Here is a 20,926-nt window from a genome sequence, read left to right as displayed (position 1 = left end):
GCCCGCCCAGCCGTCACCCATGCGCCCTTCGGGGCACCCGCGACCTCTCGGAGCGACGGCTCACGAACCGGCGCCGCTCAGCCGGGAGCGCGGGCTACGGCTTGCGGGCCGGCTCAGGCCGGGTCGGGAGGTCGGCGTCGGGTGGGACCAGTTCGCGGTCGGCCTCCGCCCGGGGACGGGCCGCGGGATGGCGCGGCACCTCCGCGGCACTCCACGTTCCGGCCGGTTCCCGCGTCTCTTCTTCGTGCTGCTCTTTCGCCATGGCAGCCGATTTCCCCCGAACGAGCCGTTTAGCCCTGCCGAAATGCGGGTAACCGCCGAGCGGCCATTCGGCGATGCTCGTATGCGGGGGCGAGGCTTAGGAGGATCGATGTTGAGCGATGACGACCAGCGGGTCCTCGCCGATCTGGAGACCCGCGTGCACCTCAGCGACCCCGAGTTCGCGGCACGGATGTCGGACGCCTGCGGGGAGGCCCGGTTCCCCGTCGTCGGGGTGCTCTGCGCCGCCCTGTTCATCCTGGTCCCGCCGGTGATGCTGCTGTTCGGCTGGCCGGGCCTGATCATCATGCTGGACCTGTTCCTGGCCGCCGTCATGATCGTGCTGATCCGCCGCCGTGCCGCGGAGCGCTCAGCGTGGAGAACTAACCGGCGGTGACCGTGGTCGCGGCGATGATGCCCTCGGAGTCGGGGACGCCCTGAACCGTGACGGCCAGGCCGGAGGTGAGACTGGCCAGGCCGGCCGTCTGACTGACCTTCACGGTGGTCTTGTCGCTGGTCCGGACGGTGACCGTCTCGCCGTTCGCGGTCTGCACGTAGAGGGTGGTGCCGTCGACCAGTTTCACCGTGCCGGCGGTGGCGCCGGGAACGCCGGACGGGTCGGGCCGGCCGCCGCCGAAGCCGCCGGGCATGCCGCCGGTTCCGGGCGTCGCCGGTTCGACGCCCCAGCGCTCGTGCGCCTGCACGCCGCCGAGGAAACCGCCGGCCAGCAGGACGGCGCCGAGCAGCCCGATGGTGGTCCGGTTCCACCAGCGGCGCGGGGCGGCAGCGGCAAGAGCCTCGTCCAGGCCCGAGGGAACCTCGATGACCTCGGTGTCGCGGTTGCCGGATTCCTGGGTTCTGGGAGACACGGTGGTCCTCACTCGTAGCGGAGGGCGTCGATCGGGCGGAGCCGGGCGGCGCGGGCGGCGGGCAGGCCGCCGAAGAACAGGCCGATCAGCACGGACACGCCCAGGGCGAGCGCGACCGAGCTGGGCACGATCACCGGTTGCACGCCGACGATCGGGAAACGGCTGCCGAGTACGGCGGCCGCGACGCCCAGACCTCCACCGATAACACTGAGCAGGGTGGCCTCGATGAGGAACTGGGTGAGGATCACCCGGCGGGGCGCGCCGAGGGCCTTGCGGATGCCGATCTCGCGGGTCCGTTCGGTCACCGTCACCAGCATGATGTTGGTGATGCCGATGCCGCCGACCAGCAGGCTGATCGCGGCGACCGCGCCGAGCAGGGTGGTGAAGGTGCCGGCGGTCTCGGTCTGGGTGGCCAGCAGTTGCGAGGCGTTCTGGATCCGGTACGCCGTGGTGCCGTCGCTGCTCGCCGGCAGCTCCCGGTTCAGGATCGTGCCGATCTCGGACTGGACCAGGTCGACCTGGGACGAGTCGTCGGCCTCGACCAGGATCGAGCTGAGTGGCCCGTACCCCGCGAGGACCTGCCGGACCGCGCTGATCGGCGCGACCGCGGTGTCGTTGGCGTCCTGGAGGCCCGACGAGCTCTTCTCCTTCAGGACGCCGGTGACGGTGAACAGCGCGCCTCCGGCGGTGACCTGCCGGCCGACCGGGTCGACGCCGGGGAACAGCTCCTCGGCGACGGTCTGCCCGATCACCACGACCCGCCGGGCCTGTGCCTCGTCGTCGTCGGTGAAGATCGCGCCGGACGCCACCGGGAAGTTGGACGCGGTGAACCAGGACGGCGTGGTCCCGACGAACGAGCCGGTCTCGTGCTCGGCGCCCTCGTAGGTGAGCGTCGCCGCGGTGCTGACCATGGGCGACACCGACCGGACGTCGGGGGCGAGCACCGGGTCGTCGAGGGCGTCGGCGACCTTCATGGTGAGGCCGCCCGCGTTGCGGCTGGTGCTCATCACGGTGAGGGTGTTGGTGCCGAGCGCCTCGATCCGGGTGGCGATCGCCTGGGCGGACCCGTTGCCGACGGCGACGAGCAGGATGACGGCGGCGACGCCGATCAGGATGCCGAGCATGGTGAGGATCGACCGGAGTTTGTTGGCCCCGATCCCGCGCAAGGCGAATCGTACGATTTCAGAGAAATTCATGATTTTCTGCCCGCCACCAGTGCGTGCCGCCCGATCGGCTCCTGCGTGGTGTCGCTGGTGAGACGGCCGTCGAAGAGCTTGATCAGCCGGTCCGCGCGGGCCCCCACCTCGTCCTCGTGCGTGATGATCACGATGGTGCGGCCGGCCGCGTTGAGATCGTCGAACACGGCGAGCACCTCCTCGGTGGCGTGACTGTCCAGGTTGCCGGTCGGCTCGTCGGCCAGCAGCAGGGCCGGTTCGGTGACCAGCGCGCGGGCCACCGCGACCCGCTGCTGCTGACCGCCGGAGAGCTGGTGGGGCTCGTGCTCGGCCCGGTCCGCGAGGCCGACCAGGTCCAGGGAGAACATGGCGCGGCGGCGGCGTTCGGCGGCTTTCATGCCGGAGTACGCCAGGGGCAGCGCCACGTTCGCCACCGCGCTGGTCCGGGGGATCAGGTTGAACGCCTGGAAGACGAACCCGATCAGCCGGTTCCGGGCCAGCGACAACTGCGCGTCGCTGAGCCGGCTGACGTCCACCCCGTCCAGCAGGTAGGTGCCGGTGGTCGGCACGTCCAGGCAGCCCAGGATGTTCATCAGCGTCGACTTGCCGGAGCCGGACGAGCCCATGACGGCCACGTACTCGCCCCTGTCCACCCGCAGGCTCACGCGGTCGAGCGCGCGGACCTCGGTGTCGCCCGCGCCGTACACCTTGCTGATCTGCCGGACGTCCAGGACCGGATGCATGATCAGCGCCCGCCCGTCCCGCCGCCCGGCGGAGCCCCGCCGCCGGTGAAACCGCCCATCCGCGTGGTACCGGTGGTGGTCGTGACAGTGGGCAGCAGGAGCCGTTCGCCGACGGCCAGGCCGGAGGTGATCTGGGTGGCGTCGTCGCCCTCCAGGCCCACCTTCACCTGCCGGACCTCCTGCCTGCCGGCGCTGTCCAGGACGGTGACGGTGCGCCGGTTGCCGGTCGCGGTGACGGCCGCGGAGTTGACCATGACGACCTTCTCGACGCTGCCGGTGACCACCGAGACGGTGACGGTCTGGCCCGGCTTGGCGCCGGCCGGCGGGTTCGGCAGGCTGACCGTGACGCCGTACGTGACCACGCTGTTCTCGCTGGTCGCGGTCGGGTCGACAGCCACCACCTCGCCGGTCGTCTCGGCGCCCTGCAGCGCGTTCCAGACGATCGTCGCGCTCTGGCCGGCCTTGAGCTCGGTCGCGTCCGTCTCCGAGAACGCCGCCGTGATCTGCAGCTTCTTCAGGTTCGCGAGGTCCACGAACCCGCCGGTGCCGTCGGCGGCGCCGGTGCTCGCGGATGATCCGCCGAGCGTGCCGTTGACCGCGGTGACGGTGCCGCCCATCGGGGCGGTCAGCCGGGTGCCGGCGACCGCGGCCTCCGCCTCGTCCACCGCGAGTTCGGCCTCGGTGACCGCGTTGGCCGCGGCGCCGGTGTCGGTTCCGGCGGCCCGGGCCCGGTCCAGGGCATCCTCGGCGGCCGCCAGGTTCGCCCGGGCCAGGGCCAGGTCGCGGTCGGCGTCACCGGGGTCGACCAGGGCGAGCAGGGCGCCGGCGCCGACCTCCTGACCGACCTTCACCTTGATCTGGGTGACCGTGCCGGTGGTGGCGAACGTGGCGGTAGCGGTGGACGCGCTGGCCACGGTGCCGTCGGCGGACACGGTCCGGAGCACGTCGCCTTCGGTGGCGGTGACGGTCCGGGTCCCCGACGCGCTCGCCTGGCTGGTCTGCGAGGTGTCCCGCAGCAGGGCCCACCCCCAGAACGCGGCGCCGACGATCAGCAGGGCCAGCAGGGCGTTTACCGCCGTGCTGGGACGACGAAGCGCTTTCACCCCGTCATCATGCCTTCCGGGCGGTTCACGCCCGGCCACATTCGAAACATCCGCTGATCACCAGGAACGTACGACCTGATCGCCCTCGGCCAGTCCGTCGGTTATCTCGGTGTAAAGGTCCCCGCGGAGCCCGACCGCCACGGTGCGCTGAATCCGCTCGTTTCCGCTGCGCACCAGGACGGTGCCGGAACCGCCGGAGACGTCGTGCACCGCTGTCGACGGGATCCGGACCACACCGGCGACCTCGCCGGTGCGGACCTTGACCTGGGCGCTCTGCCCGACCAGAAGGTCGGCCGGGGAGTCCGCGAAGGCGATCACCACGCCGTACCGGACCAGGGTGCCGTCCGAGGTGCCGGCCGGGTCGACCTGCACGACCTCGCCGGCCAGGATGTCGTCGGAGTCCGCCAGGGTGATCTCGGCGCTCTGGCCGGCGGCGAGCGCGCCCGCGTCCGCCTCCGGGAACTCGGCCCGCACCTGCATCGTGAAGGTGTCGGCCAGGCTGATGAAGGTGGAACCGCTCCGGGCCTGGTCACCGACGCTGCCCGAGACGGCGACGACGGTCCCGGCGATCGGCGCGGTGATGGTGGCCCCGTCCAGGGCCTTCTCCGCCACCTGGACGGCCCGGGTGGCCTGGTATACCTGCTGTTCGGCGGTGAGCACCTGGTCGCTGCCGGTGTCCGGGTAGCCGCGGGTGGGGCAGGGGCCGGCGGCCAGCAACTGCGGGCCCCGGGTCGTAGGTGCGGCGCAGGCGGTGGCGCTCGCGGTGGCCTCGGCGGCGGCCGTCGCCGCGTCGTCGAGCCGCGCCCTGGCGGTGGCCAGCTTGGCCTGGGCGTCGCTGACGTCGTCGGCCGCGTCGCTGTCGTCCAGCCGGGCCAGGGTCTGCCCCTTGGTGACCTTGTTGCCGGCCCGGACCGCCACCGACTCGACGGTGCCGCTGACCGCGAAGGAGAGGCTGCGGGTGGTCGCCGGTTCGACGGTGCCGGTGGTGGCCACGTCGACGGTGACCGCGCCCCGGTCGGCCGCGGCCACCACCAGGGCCGCCGGTGTGGTCTTCTGGTCCTCGTCGAGCGCCAGGATCCCGCCGCCGGCGACGGCGCCCAGCACGACGATCGTGGCGCCGATCCACCGGATGCGCCGATTACCTGCGGTTTGCCCCGTTCCGTTGCTCACGATCGTAGATTGTGGCGGTTCGCTACCCCGGATTCGCCGGATTCCGGATTCCCTGTGACCGATCCGGTGGTCCACCCGGTCATGGAGAGAGGAAGTCCCACCGCAACTCAAGGAGGCAGGCGTGACGCCGGATCTGCGAACCCTGTTCGAGCGGGCGCTCGACGACGAACCCACTCCCCCGGCGGGTGAGCCGGTCCGGGACGAGGAGTTCGCCGCGGTCGCCGGGATCCTCGGCGTCTCCCCCTCGGTGGTGAAGATGCGCAGCATGCGGGCGCTGGCCCGGTTACGGGAGCTGCTGGGCGCCGACGTCGCCCGGCAGTGAGGCCGGCGCCGCGCCGATGGCGGCCAGGTCCTGGACATGGTTCAGGAGGTCCTGGGCGGCGAACGGTTTCGGCAGGTAGTCGTCGCCGCCGGAGTCGAACGCCGCCGCCGCGTCCAGCCAGGAACCGCGGGCGGTGAGCAGCAGGACCGGCACCGCGGCGGTGGCCGGGCCGGCCCGCAGGGCACGGCAGACGGCGGCGGCGTCCATGTCGTGGCCGTCCGGGTCGAGGGTCGCGGAGAGCACGACGCAGTCCGGCGGATGGGCGGCGGCGGCACGCAGCGCGGCCTGCCCGGTGTTGCGCGACGTGACGTCGAACCCGGCCGATTTGAGCACCGTCTCGACGATCCGCAGCAACGTCGGATCGTCGTCGACCGCTAGTACCGAAGCCACCCCGACCCCCTTGATCAATCCATACAGTAATTGGCGTGCCGCAGCTCGGTGACCGGATCTGGACCGTGGGCCGCCTGCTCGGGGCGGGCGTGGCCGGCGCGCTGGTGGCCGTCGCCGCGGTCGGCGCGACCGGGTACGTCCGCAACCACGAGACCCTGGCCCGGCAGGCGGCGCTGACCGAGTCGGCGGCGACGCTGGCCCGGATCGGCGAGCTGCGGGCGGTCCTCGGACCGGAGCCGATCAGCGCCGACCAGTTACGGCTGAAGACCGCCGAGGCGGCCCGCCTGACCGGGTCCGATCCGGTGCACCGGGAGTACCTGGACCGGCTCGACCCGTCCGCCGGCGTCACCGAACTGCGGGCCGCTGCCGAGGGGATGCGGCGGCACGAGGAGACCGTGCTGGACCGGCGGCTCGCCGAGGCTGGCGCGGCCGCGCGCACCGGCCGGTGGCTGATCCTCTGGGTGTCCGGGATGGCGCTGCTCGCCGTGCTGGCCGCCGGGAAGCTGCTGGAACGCCGGTTCACCGCGGCGTCCGGCGAGATCACGGCCGCCGTCCGGCGGGTCCGGCGCGGCGATTGGACCACCCCCGCGGCGGTACGCTCCCCGCGCGAACTCGCCGACCTGGCCACCGTGCTGAACGAGTCGATGGCCGCCACCGCCGCCGCCCGGGACCGCGCGGACGCCGCCACCGCCGCCGGGGCCGCCTTCCTGGGCGCGATGAGCCAGGAGATCCGCACCCCGATGACCGCTGTCACCGGCATGACGGCGCTGCTGCGGGAGACCCCGCTCGACGCCCGGCAGCGCGAGCTGACCGAGACCGTGCACGCCAGCGGCACCGCGCTGCTCGCCGCCGTCGACGACCTGCTCGACCTGGCCCGGATCGAGGCCGGTGGCCTGGCCCTGGAACGGCGGCCGTTCTCGCTGCGCGGCTGCATGCGCCGGGCGATGGATCCGGTCGCCGCCGCCGCCGAGACGAAGGGCCTGCACCTGTCCGGGCATCTGGCATCCGGCTGCCCGGAGCGGATCCGCGGCGACGAGAAACGGGTCCGCCGGATCCTGTCGGCGATCCTGCGGCAGGCGGTGGCGCACACCGAGCACGGCGCGATCACGGTCAGCGCGTCGGCGCGGGCCCGCGACGACGGCCTGGAGGTACGGCTGTCGGTCCGCGACACCGGCCTCGGCGTGCCCGTCGACCGGCCCGGTGATCCGGGGATGCTGCTGTGCCGCCGGCTGGCCGAGTCGATGGGCGGCGGCGTGACCTCGGAGAGCCGGCCCGGCCACGGCACCACGGTGACCGTCACGCTGCGGGCCGAGGAGGCCGCCCAGCCGGGACGCCTGCAGCGCCGGGTGGACGGCAGGAAGCAGTCGCTGCTGGTGCTGGTGGCCGAGGACGATCCGGTGGACCAGCGGCTGACCCGGCGCCTGCTGGAACGGCGGGGCCACCGGGTGCTGACCGTCGCGGACGGGGAGGCGGCGGTCGAGGCGGCGCTGCGGGACCGCTACGACCTGCTGCTGATGGGTTCCGGCCTGCTCGTGCTGGACGGCCCGACAGCGGTCCGGCTGATCCGCGCCGACCCGCCGCCGCACGGCCCGCCGCGGATCGTCGCGGTCTGCTCGGACGCCGAGGAGTTGGAGGACTTCGCCCGGGCCGGGGTGGACGGGGTGCTGGCCCGGCCGGTCGGCGCGGACGAGCTGGACGTGGTGCTGGCGACCGCCGCCGCGTACGCCGACGTGCGCCTGGCCGGTCTCGGCCCGCTGCCCGGACCGGACGACAGCGAGCCGGCCACCATCCGCGCCTGCATCGACGTGATCGCCGGTCCGGACGCCGGGCCGGACGAACGCCGCAAACTGGCCCGGATCCTGCACAACTACGCCCACCGGCTGCCCCGCCTGCTGGACCGGATGGACGAGGCCGCCGCCACCGGCGACACCCGCAACCTGGCCCGGCTCGCCCACGGCCTGAAGGCCTCCTCGGCGACCCTCGGCGCGAACCAGTTCGCCGCCCTCTGCGCCGACCTGGAGGACCGCGCCCAGCACCACCCGGAGGACTCCCCGGAGGTCCTGCGCGACCTGCACGACCGGGCCCGCGAGGTGAGCGACACGATGGAGACGCTGTCGCGCCAGCTCACCCGCGCCTCCTGAGCTTCAGTGCTCCGGATCGACCATCAGCGCGGCGTGAACGGCTCAGTCGGTCAGGATGAGGACGTGCAGGTGGCGGGGGCCGTGCACGCCCTCGACCCGGTTCAGTTCGATGTCGCTGGTGGCGGAGGGGCCGCTGATCCAGGTCAGCGGGCGGCGCGGGTCGAGGCGGGCGATCGCGTCCGGCACCGAGGCGACGACCTGGTCCGGGCGCAGCACCACGACGTGCACGTCGGGCAGCAGGGTGATGACGCGCCGGCCCTGGTCCGGTGACGCGTCCAGGACGATCGTGCCGGTCTCGGCGACGGCGACGGCGGCGGCGGTGAGGACGGCGCCGGCCTCGGCGATGCGGCCGGGTGTCAGGCCGTCGTCGGCATAGGCGCCCTCCGGGCGCCATTCCTGCGGCAGACCCGGCGGTACGAGGACCGCCCCGCCCCCGGCCAGCCCGGCGGCCGTGGCCGCGACCTCGGCCGACGTCACCCGGTACACCTGGGCCTTGTAGTCGACGAGCCGGTCGACGAGCACGTCCAGGTCGGCCGGGTTCGTCCCGGCGGGCCGGTATCCGCGCGGGGTCGCGGGCACCACCGGGGCGTCCCGCAGCGCGGCCCGCACCCGGCCGAGGATCAGGTCACGGCTGCTCACGCTGGGCCCACCAATCGCGGAAGGTCTGTTTCGGGAACTCGGGCAGGTCGCGCCCGGCGGTCCAGCCGGACAGCGGCGGTGGCAGGCCCCGGCCGCGGCGGCCCGCGATCCGGGCGAGTTTGGCGGCGCGCTGCGCGGACGCGTACAGCTTCGGGCGGTCCATGGTGTACGCGGCGGCGGCCATCGCCGCTCTCTCGGCCGGCGGGTGCGGCACCTGGTTGCGCAGGTGCACCAGCAGCGACGGAATATCGATCTTGACCGGGCAGGCGTCGAAGCAGGCACCGCAGAGCGAGGAGGCGTACGGCAGGGAGGCGTTGTCGGCGACCCCGGTGAGCTGCGGCGACAGGACCGCGCCGATCGGGCCGGGATAGACCGAGCCGTACGAGTGCCCGCCGGTCCGCTCGTACACCGGGCACACGTTGAGGCACGCCGAGCAGCGGATGCAGTGCAGCGCCGACCGCCCGGCCGGGTCGGACAGGACCGCGCTGCGGCCGTTGTCGAGCAGCACCAGGTGGAAGTTCTGCGGCCCGTCGCCGGGGGTGACCCCGGTCCACATGGTGGTGTACGGGTTCATCCGCTCCCCCGTGGACGCCCGCGGCAGCAGTTGCAGGAACACCTCCAGGTCCTGCCAGCTCGGCAGCACCTTCTCGATGCCCATGACGGTGATCAGGGTGTCCGGCAGGGTCAGGCACATCCGCCCGTTGCCCTCGGACTCGACGACCCCGAGCGTCCCGGTGCCGGCGATCGCGAAGTTGGCCCCGCTGATCGCGACGGTGGTGGACAGGAACGTCTCGCGCAGGTAGCGGCGGGCGGCGGCGGCCAGCACCGGCGGGTCGTCCGTCAGGGCGGGGTCGACGCCGGGCATCGCCTTGAGGAAGATCTCCCGGATCTCGGACCGGTTCCGGTGGATCGCGGGGACCAGGATGTGGCTGGGTTTGTCGTCGCCGAGCTGCACGATCAGCTCCGCCAGGTCGGTCTCGACCGGGGTGATCCCGGCGGCTTCCAGGGCCTCGTTGAGCCCGATCTCCTGGGTCGCCATCGACTTGACCTTGATGACGCGTTCCGAGCCGGTCTGCCGGACCAGGTCGGTGACGATGGCGTTGGCCTCGTTGGCGTCGGCCGCCCAGTGCACCACGCCACCGGCCGCGACGACCCGTGATTCGAGCTGTTCCAGCAGCTCGGGGAGCCGGGCCATGGCGTCGGCCTTGATCGCCGAGCCGGCGTCGCGCAGCTCCTGCCAGTCCGGCAGCTCGGCGATCACCCGGCCCGACTTGCCGCGGATCGTCGTCGTGGCGTGCCGCAGGTTCCGCCGGAGCTGCGAGTTCGCCAGAGCCTCCCGCGCCGCGTGCGGGAACGTCTGGTCACCGCGCAGATGGCCGACACCGCGCGGGGCGGTGGCCGGCATGCCCAGGAAGGTGCTCATGAGTACTCCGTCGAGGCGAGGATCTCGGCGAGATGGACGGTCCGGACGCCGGTCTTCAGGCGCGACAGCCCGCCGCCGATGTGCATCAGGCACGAGGTGTCGCCGGCGGTGCACACGTCCGCGCCGGTGGCGACGATGCTGGTCATCTTGTCGGCCAGCATCGCCGTGGACGTCTCCGCGTTCTTGACCGCGAACGTGCCGCCGAATCCGCAGCACTGCTCGGCGGCCGGCAGCTCCACCAGGTCCAGGCCGCGGACCTGGCGCAGCAGCCGCAGCGGCTTGTCACCGACCCGCGTCATCCGCAAGGAGTGACAGGTCGGGTGGTACGTGACCCGGTGCGGATAGTAGGCGCCCACGTCCTCGATCTCGAGCACGTCGATGAGCAGCTCGGACAGCTCGTAGGTGCGCGCGGCCACCGACTCGCTGCGCGCCGCCAGCCCCGGCGCCCCGTACGCGGACGCGACCATGGCGTGCTGGTGCCGGATCGACCCCGCGCAGGAGCCGGACGGCACCACGATCACGTCATACGGGTCGAAGGTCGTGGCGTACCGCTTGACCAGCGGTAACGCCTCCTTCTGATACCCGGTGTTGATGTGCATCTGCCCGCAGCACGTCTGCTGATGCGGGAACACCACCTCGTGGCCGAGCCGTTCCAGGAGCCGCACCGTGGCCTTGGCCGCCTCCGGGAACAGGGTGTCGGCCAGGCAGGTGGCGAAGAACGCGATCCGCACGGGTCACCTCCCCACACGTGCGGCGGCGTCGTCCCACGCCGCGGACGGGCCGGACGGCTCGTAGCGCACGATCGCCTGAGTCTCGCGCACCAGCGCCCGCATCGCATCCAGTCCGCCGGTGACGACACCCGCCGCGCGGGCCTGGACGAGCAGGTTCCCGATGGCGGTGGCCTCGACCGGGCCGGCCAGCACCGGCAGCCCGCAGGCGTCGGCGGTCAGCCGGCACAGCAGCTCGTTCAGCGCGCCGCCGCCGACCAGGTGCACGACCCGTACCGTACGCCCGGAAAGCTCACTCGCCTGGCGCACCGCACGCCGTTGGGCGAGCGCCAGGCTGTCCAGGACGCATCGGACGATCGTCGCCCGCCCGGCGTCAGCCGGAAGGTTCGCCGCCTCGCGCAGCCGCCCCGCCATGTCGCCGGGCGGCAGGAACAGCGGGTCGTCGAGGTCGACGACGTGGGCCAGGGCGGGTTCGGCGGCGGCCGCCCGCAGCAGCTCCGGCAGGTCCGGGGAGCCCCACTCGCGCAGGCACTCCTGCAACGGCCACAGGCCCATCACGTTGCGCAGGTAGCGGATGGTGCCGTCGACGCCGCCCTCGTTGGTGAAGTTCGCCGCCCGCGACGCCTCGGTGAGCACCGGCTCGCCGAGTTCCAGGCCGACCAGGGACCAGGTGCCGCAGGAGATATACGCGAAGCCGTCGTCCTCCGCGGGCACGGCGACGACGGCGCTGGCCGTGTCGTGCGAGCCGACCGCGACCACCGGCGTGCCCTCGTGGTGCCCGATCAGCGATCCGGGGTGCCGCACCGGCGGCAACAACCCGCCCCGCAAGCCCAGCTCGGAGATCAACGACGTGGACCAGTCACGGGTACGGACGTCGAGCAGCCCGGTCGTCGACGCGTTGGTGTACTCGGCGCCGATCTCCCCGGTCAGCCAGTACGCGAGCAGGTCCGGGATCAGCAGCAGCGTCCCGGCGGCCGCGTACTGCGGGGTCGGCTCGGCCGCGAGCAGCTGGTAGACCGTGTTGAACGGCAGCTTCTGCAGCCCGCACACGTCGTAGATGTCCCGCACCCGCTCGGCGATCCCGTCGGTGCGGGCGTCCCGATAATGCACCGGGTTGCCGAGCAGCGCCCCGCTGGAGTCGAGCAGCCCGTAGTCGACGGCCCACGAGTCGATGCCGATGCTGCGCACCGGTCCCGCCTTGCGCAGCCCCTCGACCACGCCCCGGTACAGCGACAGGATGTCCCAGTGCAGGGTGCCCCCGACGCGCACCGGCTCGTTCGCGAACCGGTGCACCACGTCCAGCTCCAGCTTGCCGCCCTGGAACCGGCCGACCACGACGCGCCCGCTGGACGCACCGAGGTCGACAGCGGCGAACGCGTCGCTCATCGGAGGAACGCCGCCGCGACGCCCGCGTCGACGGGAACGTGCAGGCCGGTCGTGTGGGTCAGGTCGCCACCCGTGATCGCGAAGACCGCGTTGGCGATGTGCTCCGGCAGGACCTCCCGCTTGAGCAGGGTGCGCTGGGCGTAGAACTCGCCGAGCTTCTCCTCCGGCACCCCGTACACGGCCGCACGGTCCGCGCCCCAGCCGCCGGCGAAGATGCCGGAACCCCGTACCACGCCGTCGGGGTTGATGCCGTTGACCCGGACGCCGTGCGGGCCCAGCTCAGCGGCGAGAAGGCGGACCTGGTGGGCCTGATCGGCCTTGGCGGCGCCATAGGCGACGTTGTTCGGCCCCGCGAAGATCGAGTTCTTGCTGGAGATGTAGATGATGTCGCCGCCCATGCCCTGCGCGATCAGCACCCGCGCGGTCTCCCGCGACACCAGGAACGAGCCCTTCGCCATCACGTCGTGCTGCAGGTCCCAGTCGCGGGCGGTGGTGTCCAGCAGCGACTTCGACAGCGACAGCCCCGCGTTGTTCACGACGAGATCAACCCCGCCGAAGGCCAGGACCGCTTGCCGTACGGCGTCAGCGACCCCGTCCTCGTCGGTGACGTCCAGGGCGACCGGCACGGCCACATCGGCCCCGCCGATCTCGGCGGCGACCCGCGCGGCCGCCTCGGTGTCCCGGTCACTGACCACGACGCAGGCGCCCTCGGCGGCCAGGCGCAGCGCGATCGCCCGGCCGATGCCCGAACCGGCGCCGGTGACCAGGGCGATCCGGGTCGCGAGGGCCTTCGGCTTCGGCATGCGCTGCAGCTTCGCCTCCTCCAGCGCCCAGTACTCGATCCGGAACTTCTCGGCCTCGTCGATCGGCGCGTACCGGGAGATCGCCTCGGCCCCGCGCATCACGTTGATCGCGTTGACGTAGAACTCGCCGGCCACCCGGGCGGTCTGCTTGTTCGCCCCGAACGAGAACATGCCCACGCCCGGGACCAGCACGATCGCCGGGTCCGCGCCACGGATCGCCGGGCTGTCCGCGGTCGCGTGCCGCTCGTAGTAGCCGCGGTAGTCCGCCCGGTACGCCTCGTGCAGCTCCTTCAGGCGGGCGATCACCTCGTCCAGGGGAGCGCCCGGGACGGTGTCCAGGACCAGGGGCTTGACCTTCGTACGCAGGAAGTGATCCGGGCACGACGTGCCGAGCGCGCCCAGCTCGCCCACCCGCTCGCTGCCGGCGAACTCCAGGACCACGGCACTGTCGTTGTAGTGCCCGACCTGAGGGCGGTCCGTGGAGGCGAGACCGCGGATCACCGGGAACAGCTCCGCCGCGCGCCGGTGACGTTCCGTTTCCTCCAGGGCGGCGACCTGCTGGGCGCCGAACGGCGCGCTACGTCCGTGCTCGGCGATGTACGCCGCCGCGGTGTTGATGATCTCGTTCGAGTGGGCCTCGCACTCGTCACTGGTCGCGCCCCACGCGGTGATCCCGTGGCCGCCCAGGATCACGCCGATCGCCTGCGGGTTCGCCCTGTGCACGGCCGCGATGTCCAGGCCGAGCTGGAAACCCGGGCGGCGCCAGTCCACCCACAGCACCCGGTCGCCGAAGATCTCCTTGGTCAGCGCCGGCCCGTCCGCGGCCGTCGCGATCGCGATGCCGGCGTCCGGGTGCAGGTGATCCACGTGCGGGGCGTCGACCAGGCCGTGCATGGCGGTGTCGATGCTGGGGGCCGCGCCGCCCCGGCCGTGCAGGCAGTAGTCGAAGGCGGCGACCATCTCGTCCTCACGGTCCAGCCCCGGGTAGACCCCCGGCAGCGCCCGCAGCCGGTCCAGCCGCAGCACGGCGAGACCCTTCTCGGTGAGCGTGCCGAGGTCGCCGCCGGAGCCCTTGACCCACACCAGTTCGACCGCGTCACCGGTGACCGGGTCGGTGTCGGCGCCCTTGGCGGACGTGTTCCCGCCGGCGTAGTTGGTCGTCCTCGGATCCGCACCGAGGCGGTTCGAGCGGGCGATGAGCTCGGAGACTACGGGGTTGGTCATGGGGGGTCCGCTTCTCTTCGGCGTGCGTTTCCGGCGCGCTTTCCGGCCGCTCAGGTGTGAAACGTTTCAGAGTTACCGGTAGATTACGGCCGCCGCTCACCCGAGGTCAAGGCCGGACCCCGCCCGTTTTCCCACCCTCGTTTCAATCCCCACCGACCCACCGCGCGGCCGACAGGCGGTCCGGCCCACCGGCCGTCGCCCAGACCGGCCAAGGCCGACCGGTGACCGGCCTGGCGTACGGCTGACCTCGCCAGCCGTACGCCAGGCCGGTCACCGCGCCCCGGAAGGCGGCGTGAGCGACGGCTGGCGATCTGCTTTCGGCTGGACGATCGTGGACATTGTTCACGAATGGTGCGCTTCGGCTGGCGGTAAACCGGCTGCCGAGCACGCGGTGGCCGTCCTAGGCTCCGGCGATGCGCATGGGGATGACGGTGATCCGGGAGAAGACGGCCGCGGACACGGCGGATTGCCTGGAAGTGCTGGCGCGGGTGCACGAACGCGACGGCTACCCACTGGTCGTACCGCCCAGCGGCCTGGCCTCCTTCCTCGGGGCCCGGCACGAGCGGGCAGGCTGGGTCGCCGAGGTCGACGGCCGGATCGCCGGGCATGTGGCTCTGCACTGCCCGGCCGAGAGCCCGACCCTGGCGGTCGCCTCGGACGCGACCGGCCTGCCCGTGGACCGGCTCGCCCTGGTGGCCCGCCTGTTCGTCGCGCCCGAGGCACGGCGTTCCGGTGTCGGCCGCGCCCTGCTGCGGCACGCCGCCGAGCAAGCCCCCGCGCTGGGCCGGCGGGCCGTCCTCGACGTCGGGCAGCGGCTGCACACGGCGGTCGCCCTCTACGAGTCGGAGGGCTGGTCCCGTGCCGGGGAGCTGCATATTCCTCTCGACGACCCGTACCCGAAGATCATGCTCGATCTCTGGGTCTATGTGAGCCCGCCGAGCAGCGAGCGCAGCCGGTCGGTCAAGGCCTCGTCGTCGTAGACGGTGAAATCGCCGAGAATCGTCAGATCGGCACGCCCTTCCCGCGAGGTCATGGCGGCGAGCCGCCGGATCAACCGGGGATCCGGGCCCAGAAGGTCGGCCAGCAGTTCCGCCGCCTCGGCCCGGTCCTCCTCCAGCAGCGCCCACAGTGCGGGCAGGACCCCGGCGACGTCCCCGGTCGCAGCGACGATGACCCGCGCCGCCAGCACCCGCGTCCTGCTGCCGACATCCGGGCGGCCTGCCAGGCAGGCTCTCGCGGCGGGCACTACCGGCAACAGGTCCGGTCCGGGATCCAGCAACGGCACCGAGCCGATCCAGCAGTCATGGCCCTCGATGCCGCAGGCGCGCGGGCACTCCCCACGGAACGTTCCGTCCAGTGCATGGAGCAGTGGTTGCGCGTCGCCGGTCAGTCGCCGGATCGCGGCGGCCCCGTCGAGGTCACCGTCGGCAGCGAGTGCCAGCAGAGATGGCAACGCCTCGGGAGGCGCCTGGCCGAGACGGGCGAGGGCACGAGCCGCGGTACGGCCGCTGGTGGGCAGAAGGGTCAGGAGATCGGGTACGGCGGCCGTCGCTCGGCGTCCCCACGAGCCGACCAGGTCGGCGAGTCCCGGCAGTTCCGGCAGGCGCCGCCGAACCGCCTCGAACACCTGCGGGCTGAACGCGACGAGACCCAGGCGTACGTCGGCCGCGCGGGGAATCGGGTCCAGGTCGAGCCACCGCGGATCACCGATCGCCCGGAGCATCTCGGCGACCTCGGGTGAATCGAACACCGTGACATCGTCGGCGGCGGTCATGAGCCGCCCGAGCAGCGGAGCGGCGGCCCGGCCGGCCGCGGGAAGGGAGCTCCGGACGGCCGCGCGGACACTCGGGTCCGGGTCGTCCAGCAGCGGCGCGATCAGTGGCATCAGCAGGGCGGGGCCCGATCGGTGCGCTTTGGACCAGGCGCCGGCAGCGTGTACGGCGACCCGGCGAGCCTTCGGATCAGGGCTGGTGACCGCGGCCGTGACCAGCTCCACGACGTTGCGCGGGTCAGCGGCATCGATCAGCGGGAACACCGAGGAGACGAACTCGTGGCGATAGTGCATCCGGACGCCGGAGCCGATCGCTGCCACGGCGGCCCCGGCGGGCAGGACGCCACCGGAACGAGCCAGGGCGAACACCGCGGCGTACTGCTCCTCGGCGGTACCGCCGGACCGGAGCCGGGTCGCGGCCGCGCCGGGATCACGTTCGGCGACGGCGGCGAGCAACGATGCCCGTACCTCACGATCCTCCTCGACGGCGATGCGGTCGCGCAGGGCCGTGCGAGGACCACCCGCCCTGGCCAGGAGGAAACCCGCCGCCCCCCGCATCGCGGGATCGGGGTGATCGAGCGGCCGCGGAAGCCCGGCCGCCACGAGAGCCCGGACGTCGTCACGAGATCCGGCATCGACCTCGCGATGCCCGAGGATCTCGACGAGAAGCCACACCGCCTCGTCCCTCTTCCAGGTCGTTCCATGAGCGAGTTCGAGGAGCCGCGGCACCGCCCGCACCATGCCGGAGCCGAGTTCCCGCCCGAGCCGGATGCGGTGCCGTAGGTGCTCCATGACGCCGAGGTCATCGCGCGACTGCTTCGACTCGTCATCCATCGGCGCACCCTAACGGTGTGCGCCGCGACCGTCTCCGCAGTGGTTGCCCGAGCCGGGAAGCCGCAGGGACGTCCGCGGTGACCCCCGCGTCTGCGCTCACCGTCGGCACCTCTGCCGGACCGTCGTCCTGCGGCAAGCCCGCGCAGCGATCTTGAGCAGTTGGCGCCGGCACCCCCTGCGCAAGATCGGTAAGGCTGGTGATCTTGCGCAGGGGGTGCCGGATTTCCGGAGTCGCGCACACGAGTTCGGGCGGGACTTCGATCTTGCGGACGTGGCTCCGGCACCAGTTGCACAAGATCCGCCGCGAAGGTTTGTTCGGGAAGGCACGCCGGCAACCGGTGCGGTTCTGACCGCACCGGCCGGACAGGAGCTTGACGGGCCGGCCCTCAACAGCCGCGAAGAGGCTTCACCGGCACAAGATCGCTGAGGCGACGGTCGTTCGCCCAACGAGGCCGGCAAGGCGGGCGAGGGGGCGGAAGCGGCAGGTGACAGACGGGAGGCGGACGGTGGGAAGGGGGAGACGGAGGGTGTGCGGTCAGCCGGCATGCTGCGGATTCAGTGGGGAACCGTGACGCTGTCGCCGCCGTGCCAGGAGCGCCACAGGGCCGCGTACGGGCCGCCTGCCGTGACCAGGTCGTCGTGGGTGCCGAGTTCGATGATGCGGCCGTCGTCCATCACCGCGACCCGGTCAGCGTCGTGTGCCGTCTGCAGGCGGTGGGCGATGGCGATGACGGTGCGTTCGTGCAGGACGGCGGCGAGGGCGCGCTCCGCGGTACGGGCGGCTGTCGGGTCGAGCAGGGCGGTCGCCTCGTCCAGGATGACGGTGTGCGGGTCGGCGAGGACCACCCGGGCCAGGGCGAGCTGCTGGGCCTGGGCCCCGTCGAGTGGGTGTTCGGCGAGGTCGCGGTCCAGGTCGGAGGCCCAGTCCGCCCCCACGGTGCGCAGCGCGGACCGTAACCGGTCGTCGGGCGCGTCGACCATCAGGTTGGCCCGGAGCGTGTCACGGAAGACGTGATGTTCCTGGGTGACCAGGACGACGTGCCGGCGCAACCGGTCGGGTGGCAGGTCGGCGATGGGGACGCCGCCGACGGTGACGCTGCCGGCGGTGGGCCGGTCGACGCCGGCGATGAGGCGGCCGAGGGTGGATTTGCCGGCGCCGGACAGGCCGACGACGGCGAGGCGTTCGCCGGGGCGGACGGTCAGTTCGACGTCGTGCAGGACGTCACGGCCGGTGTCGTAGGCGTACCGCACGCCCCGTACTTCGATCTGTTCGTCGCGGGGTTCCCGGTTGTCGGCGGGTGGTGGGGCGGGCACGGCGCCGAGGCCTTCGACGCGGGCGAACGACGCGGCGGCGGCCTGCAACTGGTCGACGAAGATCAGGATGCTGTCCAGCGGGCCGACGAGCTGCCGCAGGTAGAGGACGGCGGCGGCGACCGTGCCGATGCTGACGTGGCCGTCGAAGTGGAGCAGCCCGCCGAGGACGAGGACGAGCACGGCGGGTACGGCGTACGACGACTCGGCGAGGGGGAAGTAGACGCTGCGCAGGCCGAGGGTGAAGAGGCGGGTGCGCCGGGTCTCGGCGAGCGCGGCGTGCCCGGCGGCGAGGCGGCGTTCGTGCAGCCCGAACGCTTCGACGGTGCGGGCGCCCTGGGTGGTGGCGGCGAGTTCCTCGGCGAGCCGGGAGTTGGCTTCGCCTTCGACGAGGTACGCGTCCCGGCCGCGCCGCAGGTACCACCGGGTGACGAACCAGATGCCGGAGAACCCGATCACGCCGACGACGCCGAGCAGCGGGTTGAGCAGGACGACGGCGATGATCAGGTACAGCATCTGCACGACGCCGACGAAGATCGGCGGCAGCAGGTCGCGCAGCGCGTTGGCGACGGCGTCGATGTCGGTGCCGCCACGGGCGGCGAGGTCACCGGCGGGGACGCGTTCGACGACGGCGGCGGGCAGGCCGAGGACGCGGCGCAGGAAGGTCTCCCGGATGCGGGCGGCGGTGCGTTCCCCGAAGCGGTACGCCGACCGCAGCGAGAACCGGGCCAGCACGGTCTGGGTGACCGCGCACAGCAGCACGGCGAGCGCGAGCCGGTCCACGTCGCCGGTGCCACCGCCGGCGGCGACGGTGTCGATGACCCGGCCGAGCAGCCACGGCCCGCCGAGCCCGGCGAGGGCGGCGAGCGAGCTGAGGGCCAAGAACCCGGCGACGGCCCGCTTGTCGGCGGCGACGAGGCGCCGGGCGGCCCGGGTGACCTGGCGGCGGTCGGCGATCGGCAGCAGGCTGGTCACGCGGTCTCCTCTCCGAAGGCGCGGGCGACGAGGGCCCGGTATCCGGGTTCGGCGGCCAGCAGCTCCCGGTGCGTGCCGGTGGCGGCGACCCGCCCGCCGACCAGGTAGTGCACGGTATCGGCGCGGTCCAGCAGCACCGGCGAGGTGGTGGCCAGGACGGTGCCGCGGCCGCGCCGGGCGGCGGTGAGCCGGTCGGCGATGGCGGCTTCGGTGTGCGCGTCGACGGCCGAGGTGGGTTCGGCGGCGAGCAGCATCTCCGGGTCGGTGTGCACGGCCCGGGCGAGGCGGACCCGCTGCCGCTGCCCGCCGGACAGGTTGCGCCCGCCCCAGTCGACGGGCCGGTCCAGGTCGGCGCCGACGTCGTGGGCGACGGCGGTGTCCAGGGCGCGGCGGATCCGGGCGTCGTCGGGGTCGGCGCGGCCGGCGACGACCTCGCGGAGGGTGCCGGCGAACAGGTCGGCGTCGTGGGCGGCGACCAGGATCCGGGAGCGGATCTCCGGCTGGGCGATCCCGGCGAGCGGCAGGCCGCCCCAGGTGGCGTCGCCGGGCTGGTAGCGGCCGAGCCGGTCGAGGATCCGGGCGGACTCGGCGGGCACGTTGCCGGCCAGGGCGGTGAAGCAGCCGGGCTCGGCGGTCACGCCGGACTCCGGGTCGTGCAGCACGGCAGGCCCGGCGGGTGCGGGCCGGCCGGCGGGGTCGTCCGCGGGCAGGCGCAGGAAGTCGGTGATCCGGCGGGCGGCGACCACGCCGCGGGTGACGTCGAACCCGACGAAGATCATCACGTTGACCGGGATGACGAGCATGGCGGTGTAGCCGTACACCGCCACCAGCTGACCGGCCGTGAGGCCGCCGCCGACCGCGAGCCGCGCCGCCAGCCAGATGACGACGGCGAGGTAGACCACCGGCAGGCCCTCGCCGAGCGCGCCGATCCAGCTGGACGGCCCGCCGACCCGGTAGCCCTGCTCGCGCAGTCTCGCCGACTCCCGCTCGTAGTTCTCCTGGTGGGCCTCCTTGCCGCCGAGGCCGTTGAGGACCCGCAGCCCGCCGACGATGTCGACCAGCCGGGCGTTGAGGCGGCCCTGGTGCTCGCGGTACCGGGCGCCGGCCCGCTGCGTGCGGCGCAGCAGCGGGCCGATGGTCAGCGCCACCACCGGCACCCCGACCAGCACGACGACGGCGAGCAGGCCGGAGATCCGCTGGAGCAGCACCGCGATGGCGGCGAACGCGACGAGAGCGGCGACCCCGACGCCGCCGATGTTCATCGCGCGGCCGACCGTCCACACGTCGGAGATGCCGATGGTGACGACCTCACCGGCGGTGACCCGGCGGGGCAGGGCGGCGCCGAGCCGGGTGGCGTGTGTCATCACCAGGTCGGCGGTGCGCAGGGCGGCGGCCAGCCGCAGTTTGGTCATGCTGCGGTGCCGCATGATGCCGAGCCAGGCGCTGGCGACGCCGACGGCGAGGATCACCGCGGCCCAGGTGAGGAGTGCGGTGGGGCGGCGCGGCGCGAGGCCGCGGTCGATCGCTTGCGAGATGAGGTACGGCGTGACGGCGAGGCTGATGAACCACAGCGACCCGTAGATCGCCCCGAGTGCGACCCTGCCCTTGACCTCCCGCACCAGCCACCACAGGTACCGAACGGGTCCGCGCGCATCCACCAC

18 protein-coding genes are annotated in these 20,926 nt (G+C 73.0%); 4 read left to right on the top strand and 14 right to left on the bottom strand.

Annotated elements, in window-relative coordinates; translation table 11 throughout:
* The first annotated feature begins 370 nt into the window (after positions 1 to 370).
* Entirely contained in the window at positions 371 to 655 is a 285-nt protein-coding gene (locus ACZ3II_RS18240; RefSeq protein ID WP_465518822.1) for a DUF3040 domain-containing protein, read from the top strand.
* Here the strand turns inward: ACZ3II_RS18240 and ACZ3II_RS18235 are convergent.
* The 5 genes from ACZ3II_RS18235 to ACZ3II_RS18215 are packed head-to-tail and all read right to left on the bottom strand — an operon-like array spanning position 642 to position 5,318.
* Positions 642 to 1,127 carry a hypothetical protein gene (locus ACZ3II_RS18235; protein ID WP_465518821.1) on the bottom strand — a complete coding sequence of 162 codons (486 nt, stop codon included), beginning with the start codon at positions 1,125 to 1,127 and terminating at the stop codon, positions 642 to 644. The two genes, ACZ3II_RS18240 and ACZ3II_RS18235, sit on opposite strands and share 14 nt — an antisense overlap.
* 8 nt (positions 1,128 to 1,135) lie before the next feature.
* Positions 1,136 to 2,323 carry an ABC transporter permease gene (locus ACZ3II_RS18230; protein ID WP_465518820.1) on the bottom strand — a complete coding sequence of 396 codons (1,188 nt, stop codon included), beginning with the start codon at positions 2,321 to 2,323 and terminating at the stop codon, positions 1,136 to 1,138.
* A complete protein-coding gene (locus ACZ3II_RS18225; RefSeq protein WP_465518819.1) occupies positions 2,320 to 3,045 on the bottom strand; it encodes an ABC transporter ATP-binding protein in 726 nt (241 codons plus the stop codon). The genes ACZ3II_RS18230 and ACZ3II_RS18225 overlap by 4 nt, the downstream gene beginning before the upstream one ends.
* A gap of 2 nt (positions 3,046 to 3,047) precedes the next feature.
* Positions 3,048 to 4,148, bottom strand: coding sequence for an efflux RND transporter periplasmic adaptor subunit (locus ACZ3II_RS18220; RefSeq protein WP_465518818.1), 1,101 nt, complete (start codon positions 4,146 to 4,148; stop codon positions 3,048 to 3,050).
* 57 nt (positions 4,149 to 4,205) lie between these two features.
* On the bottom strand, positions 4,206 to 5,318 hold the full coding sequence (locus tag ACZ3II_RS18215; RefSeq protein WP_465518817.1) for an efflux RND transporter periplasmic adaptor subunit: 1,113 nt from the start codon (positions 5,316 to 5,318) through the stop codon (positions 4,206 to 4,208).
* A gap of 121 nt (positions 5,319 to 5,439) precedes the next feature.
* On the opposite strand from ACZ3II_RS18215, the gene ACZ3II_RS18210 reads away from it, so the two are divergent.
* Positions 5,440 to 5,640 carry a hypothetical protein gene (locus ACZ3II_RS18210; protein WP_465518816.1) on the top strand — a complete coding sequence of 67 codons (201 nt, stop codon included), beginning with the start codon at positions 5,440 to 5,442 and terminating at the stop codon, positions 5,638 to 5,640.
* Here ACZ3II_RS18210 and ACZ3II_RS18205 read toward each other — a convergent pair.
* Positions 5,602 to 6,030, bottom strand: a complete 429-nt coding sequence (locus ACZ3II_RS18205; RefSeq protein ID WP_465518815.1) for a response regulator transcription factor — start codon at positions 6,028 to 6,030, stop codon at positions 5,602 to 5,604. The genes ACZ3II_RS18210 and ACZ3II_RS18205 overlap by 39 nt on opposite strands.
* 35 nt (positions 6,031 to 6,065) lie before the next feature.
* Between ACZ3II_RS18205 and ACZ3II_RS18200 the strand changes: the two genes are divergently transcribed.
* On the top strand, positions 6,066 to 8,171 hold the full coding sequence (locus ACZ3II_RS18200) for a hybrid sensor histidine kinase/response regulator (RefSeq protein WP_465518814.1): 2,106 nt from the start codon (positions 6,066 to 6,068) through the stop codon (positions 8,169 to 8,171).
* Positions 8,172 to 8,213: 42 nt separating this feature from the next.
* On the opposite strand, the gene ACZ3II_RS18195 is transcribed toward ACZ3II_RS18200, so the two are convergent.
* From ACZ3II_RS18195 to ACZ3II_RS18175, 5 genes are read right to left on the bottom strand one after another with little or no spacing between them, the layout of a single operon-like run.
* Positions 8,214 to 8,810: a LutC/YkgG family protein gene (locus tag ACZ3II_RS18195; protein ID WP_465518813.1), complete on the bottom strand. Its 597-nt coding sequence runs from the start codon at positions 8,808 to 8,810 to the stop codon at positions 8,214 to 8,216.
* Positions 8,797 to 10,233: a lactate utilization protein B gene (locus ACZ3II_RS18190; RefSeq protein ID WP_465518812.1), complete on the bottom strand. Its 1,437-nt coding sequence runs from the start codon at positions 10,231 to 10,233 to the stop codon at positions 8,797 to 8,799. Before ACZ3II_RS18190 ends, ACZ3II_RS18195 begins: the two co-directional genes overlap by 14 nt.
* Positions 10,230 to 10,964 carry a (Fe-S)-binding protein gene (locus ACZ3II_RS18185; protein WP_465518811.1) on the bottom strand — a complete coding sequence of 245 codons (735 nt, stop codon included), beginning with the start codon at positions 10,962 to 10,964 and terminating at the stop codon, positions 10,230 to 10,232. Before ACZ3II_RS18185 ends, ACZ3II_RS18190 begins: the two co-directional genes overlap by 4 nt.
* A gap of 3 nt (positions 10,965 to 10,967) precedes the next feature.
* A complete protein-coding gene (locus ACZ3II_RS18180; RefSeq protein ID WP_465518810.1) occupies positions 10,968 to 12,347 on the bottom strand; it encodes a rhamnulokinase in 1,380 nt (459 codons plus the stop codon).
* Entirely contained in the window at positions 12,344 to 14,374 is a 2,031-nt protein-coding gene (locus ACZ3II_RS18175) for a bifunctional aldolase/short-chain dehydrogenase (protein ID WP_465518809.1), read from the bottom strand. The genes ACZ3II_RS18180 and ACZ3II_RS18175 overlap by 4 nt, the downstream gene beginning before the upstream one ends.
* 413 nt (positions 14,375 to 14,787) lie before the next feature.
* Between ACZ3II_RS18175 and ACZ3II_RS18170 the strand changes: the two genes are divergently transcribed.
* Positions 14,788 to 15,354, top strand: a complete 567-nt coding sequence (locus ACZ3II_RS18170) for a GNAT family N-acetyltransferase (protein ID WP_465518808.1) — start codon at positions 14,788 to 14,790, stop codon at positions 15,352 to 15,354.
* Here the strand turns inward: ACZ3II_RS18170 and ACZ3II_RS18165 are convergent.
* The 3 genes from ACZ3II_RS18165 to ACZ3II_RS18155 all read right to left on the bottom strand — a co-directional run bounded on the left by ACZ3II_RS18165 (position 15,297) and on the right by ACZ3II_RS18155 (position 20,923).
* Complete coding sequence (locus ACZ3II_RS18165; RefSeq protein WP_465518807.1) at positions 15,297 to 16,979, bottom strand: hypothetical protein; 1,683 nt, start codon at positions 16,977 to 16,979, stop codon at positions 15,297 to 15,299. The genes ACZ3II_RS18170 and ACZ3II_RS18165 overlap by 58 nt on opposite strands.
* A gap of 555 nt (positions 16,980 to 17,534) precedes the next feature.
* Positions 17,535 to 19,265: an ABC transporter ATP-binding protein gene (locus ACZ3II_RS18160; protein ID WP_465518806.1), complete on the bottom strand. Its 1,731-nt coding sequence runs from the start codon at positions 19,263 to 19,265 to the stop codon at positions 17,535 to 17,537.
* Positions 19,262 to 20,923, bottom strand: a complete 1,662-nt coding sequence (locus ACZ3II_RS18155) for an ABC transporter transmembrane domain-containing protein (RefSeq protein WP_465518930.1) — start codon at positions 20,921 to 20,923, stop codon at positions 19,262 to 19,264. The genes ACZ3II_RS18160 and ACZ3II_RS18155 overlap by 4 nt, the downstream gene beginning before the upstream one ends.
* Positions 20,924 to 20,926 lie beyond the last annotated feature (3 nt).

Source organism: Actinoplanes sp. NPDC019969 (assembly GCF_055562375.1).
The sequence above is the reverse complement of the archived record's forward strand: the minus strand, read 5'-3'. Positions and strand labels throughout refer to the sequence as shown.

What these genes read in the sequence shown, in the direction of transcription:
- ACZ3II_RS18240 (WP_465518822.1), top strand. Translation starts at nt 371, where the DNA reads ATGTTGAGCGATGACGACCAGCGGGTCCTCGCCGATCTGGAGACCCGC.
- ACZ3II_RS18230 (WP_465518820.1), bottom strand. Translation starts at nt 2,323, where the DNA reads ATGAATTTCTCTGAAATCGTACGATTCGCCTTGCGCGGGATCGGGGCC.
- ACZ3II_RS18225 (WP_465518819.1), bottom strand. Translation starts at nt 3,045, where the DNA reads ATGCATCCGGTCCTGGACGTCCGGCAGATCAGCAAGGTGTACGGCGCG.
- ACZ3II_RS18190 (WP_465518812.1), bottom strand. Translation starts at nt 10,233, where the DNA reads ATGAGCACCTTCCTGGGCATGCCGGCCACCGCCCCGCGCGGTGTCGGC.
- ACZ3II_RS18180 (WP_465518810.1), bottom strand. Translation starts at nt 12,347, where the DNA reads ATGAGCGACGCGTTCGCCGCTGTCGACCTCGGTGCGTCCAGCGGGCGC.
- ACZ3II_RS18175 (WP_465518809.1), bottom strand. Translation starts at nt 14,374, where the DNA reads ATGACCAACCCCGTAGTCTCCGAGCTCATCGCCCGCTCGAACCGCCTC.
- ACZ3II_RS18170 (WP_465518808.1), top strand. Translation starts at nt 14,788, where the DNA reads ATGCGCATGGGGATGACGGTGATCCGGGAGAAGACGGCCGCGGACACG.
- ACZ3II_RS18165 (WP_465518807.1), bottom strand. Translation starts at nt 16,979, where the DNA reads ATGGATGACGAGTCGAAGCAGTCGCGCGATGACCTCGGCGTCATGGAG.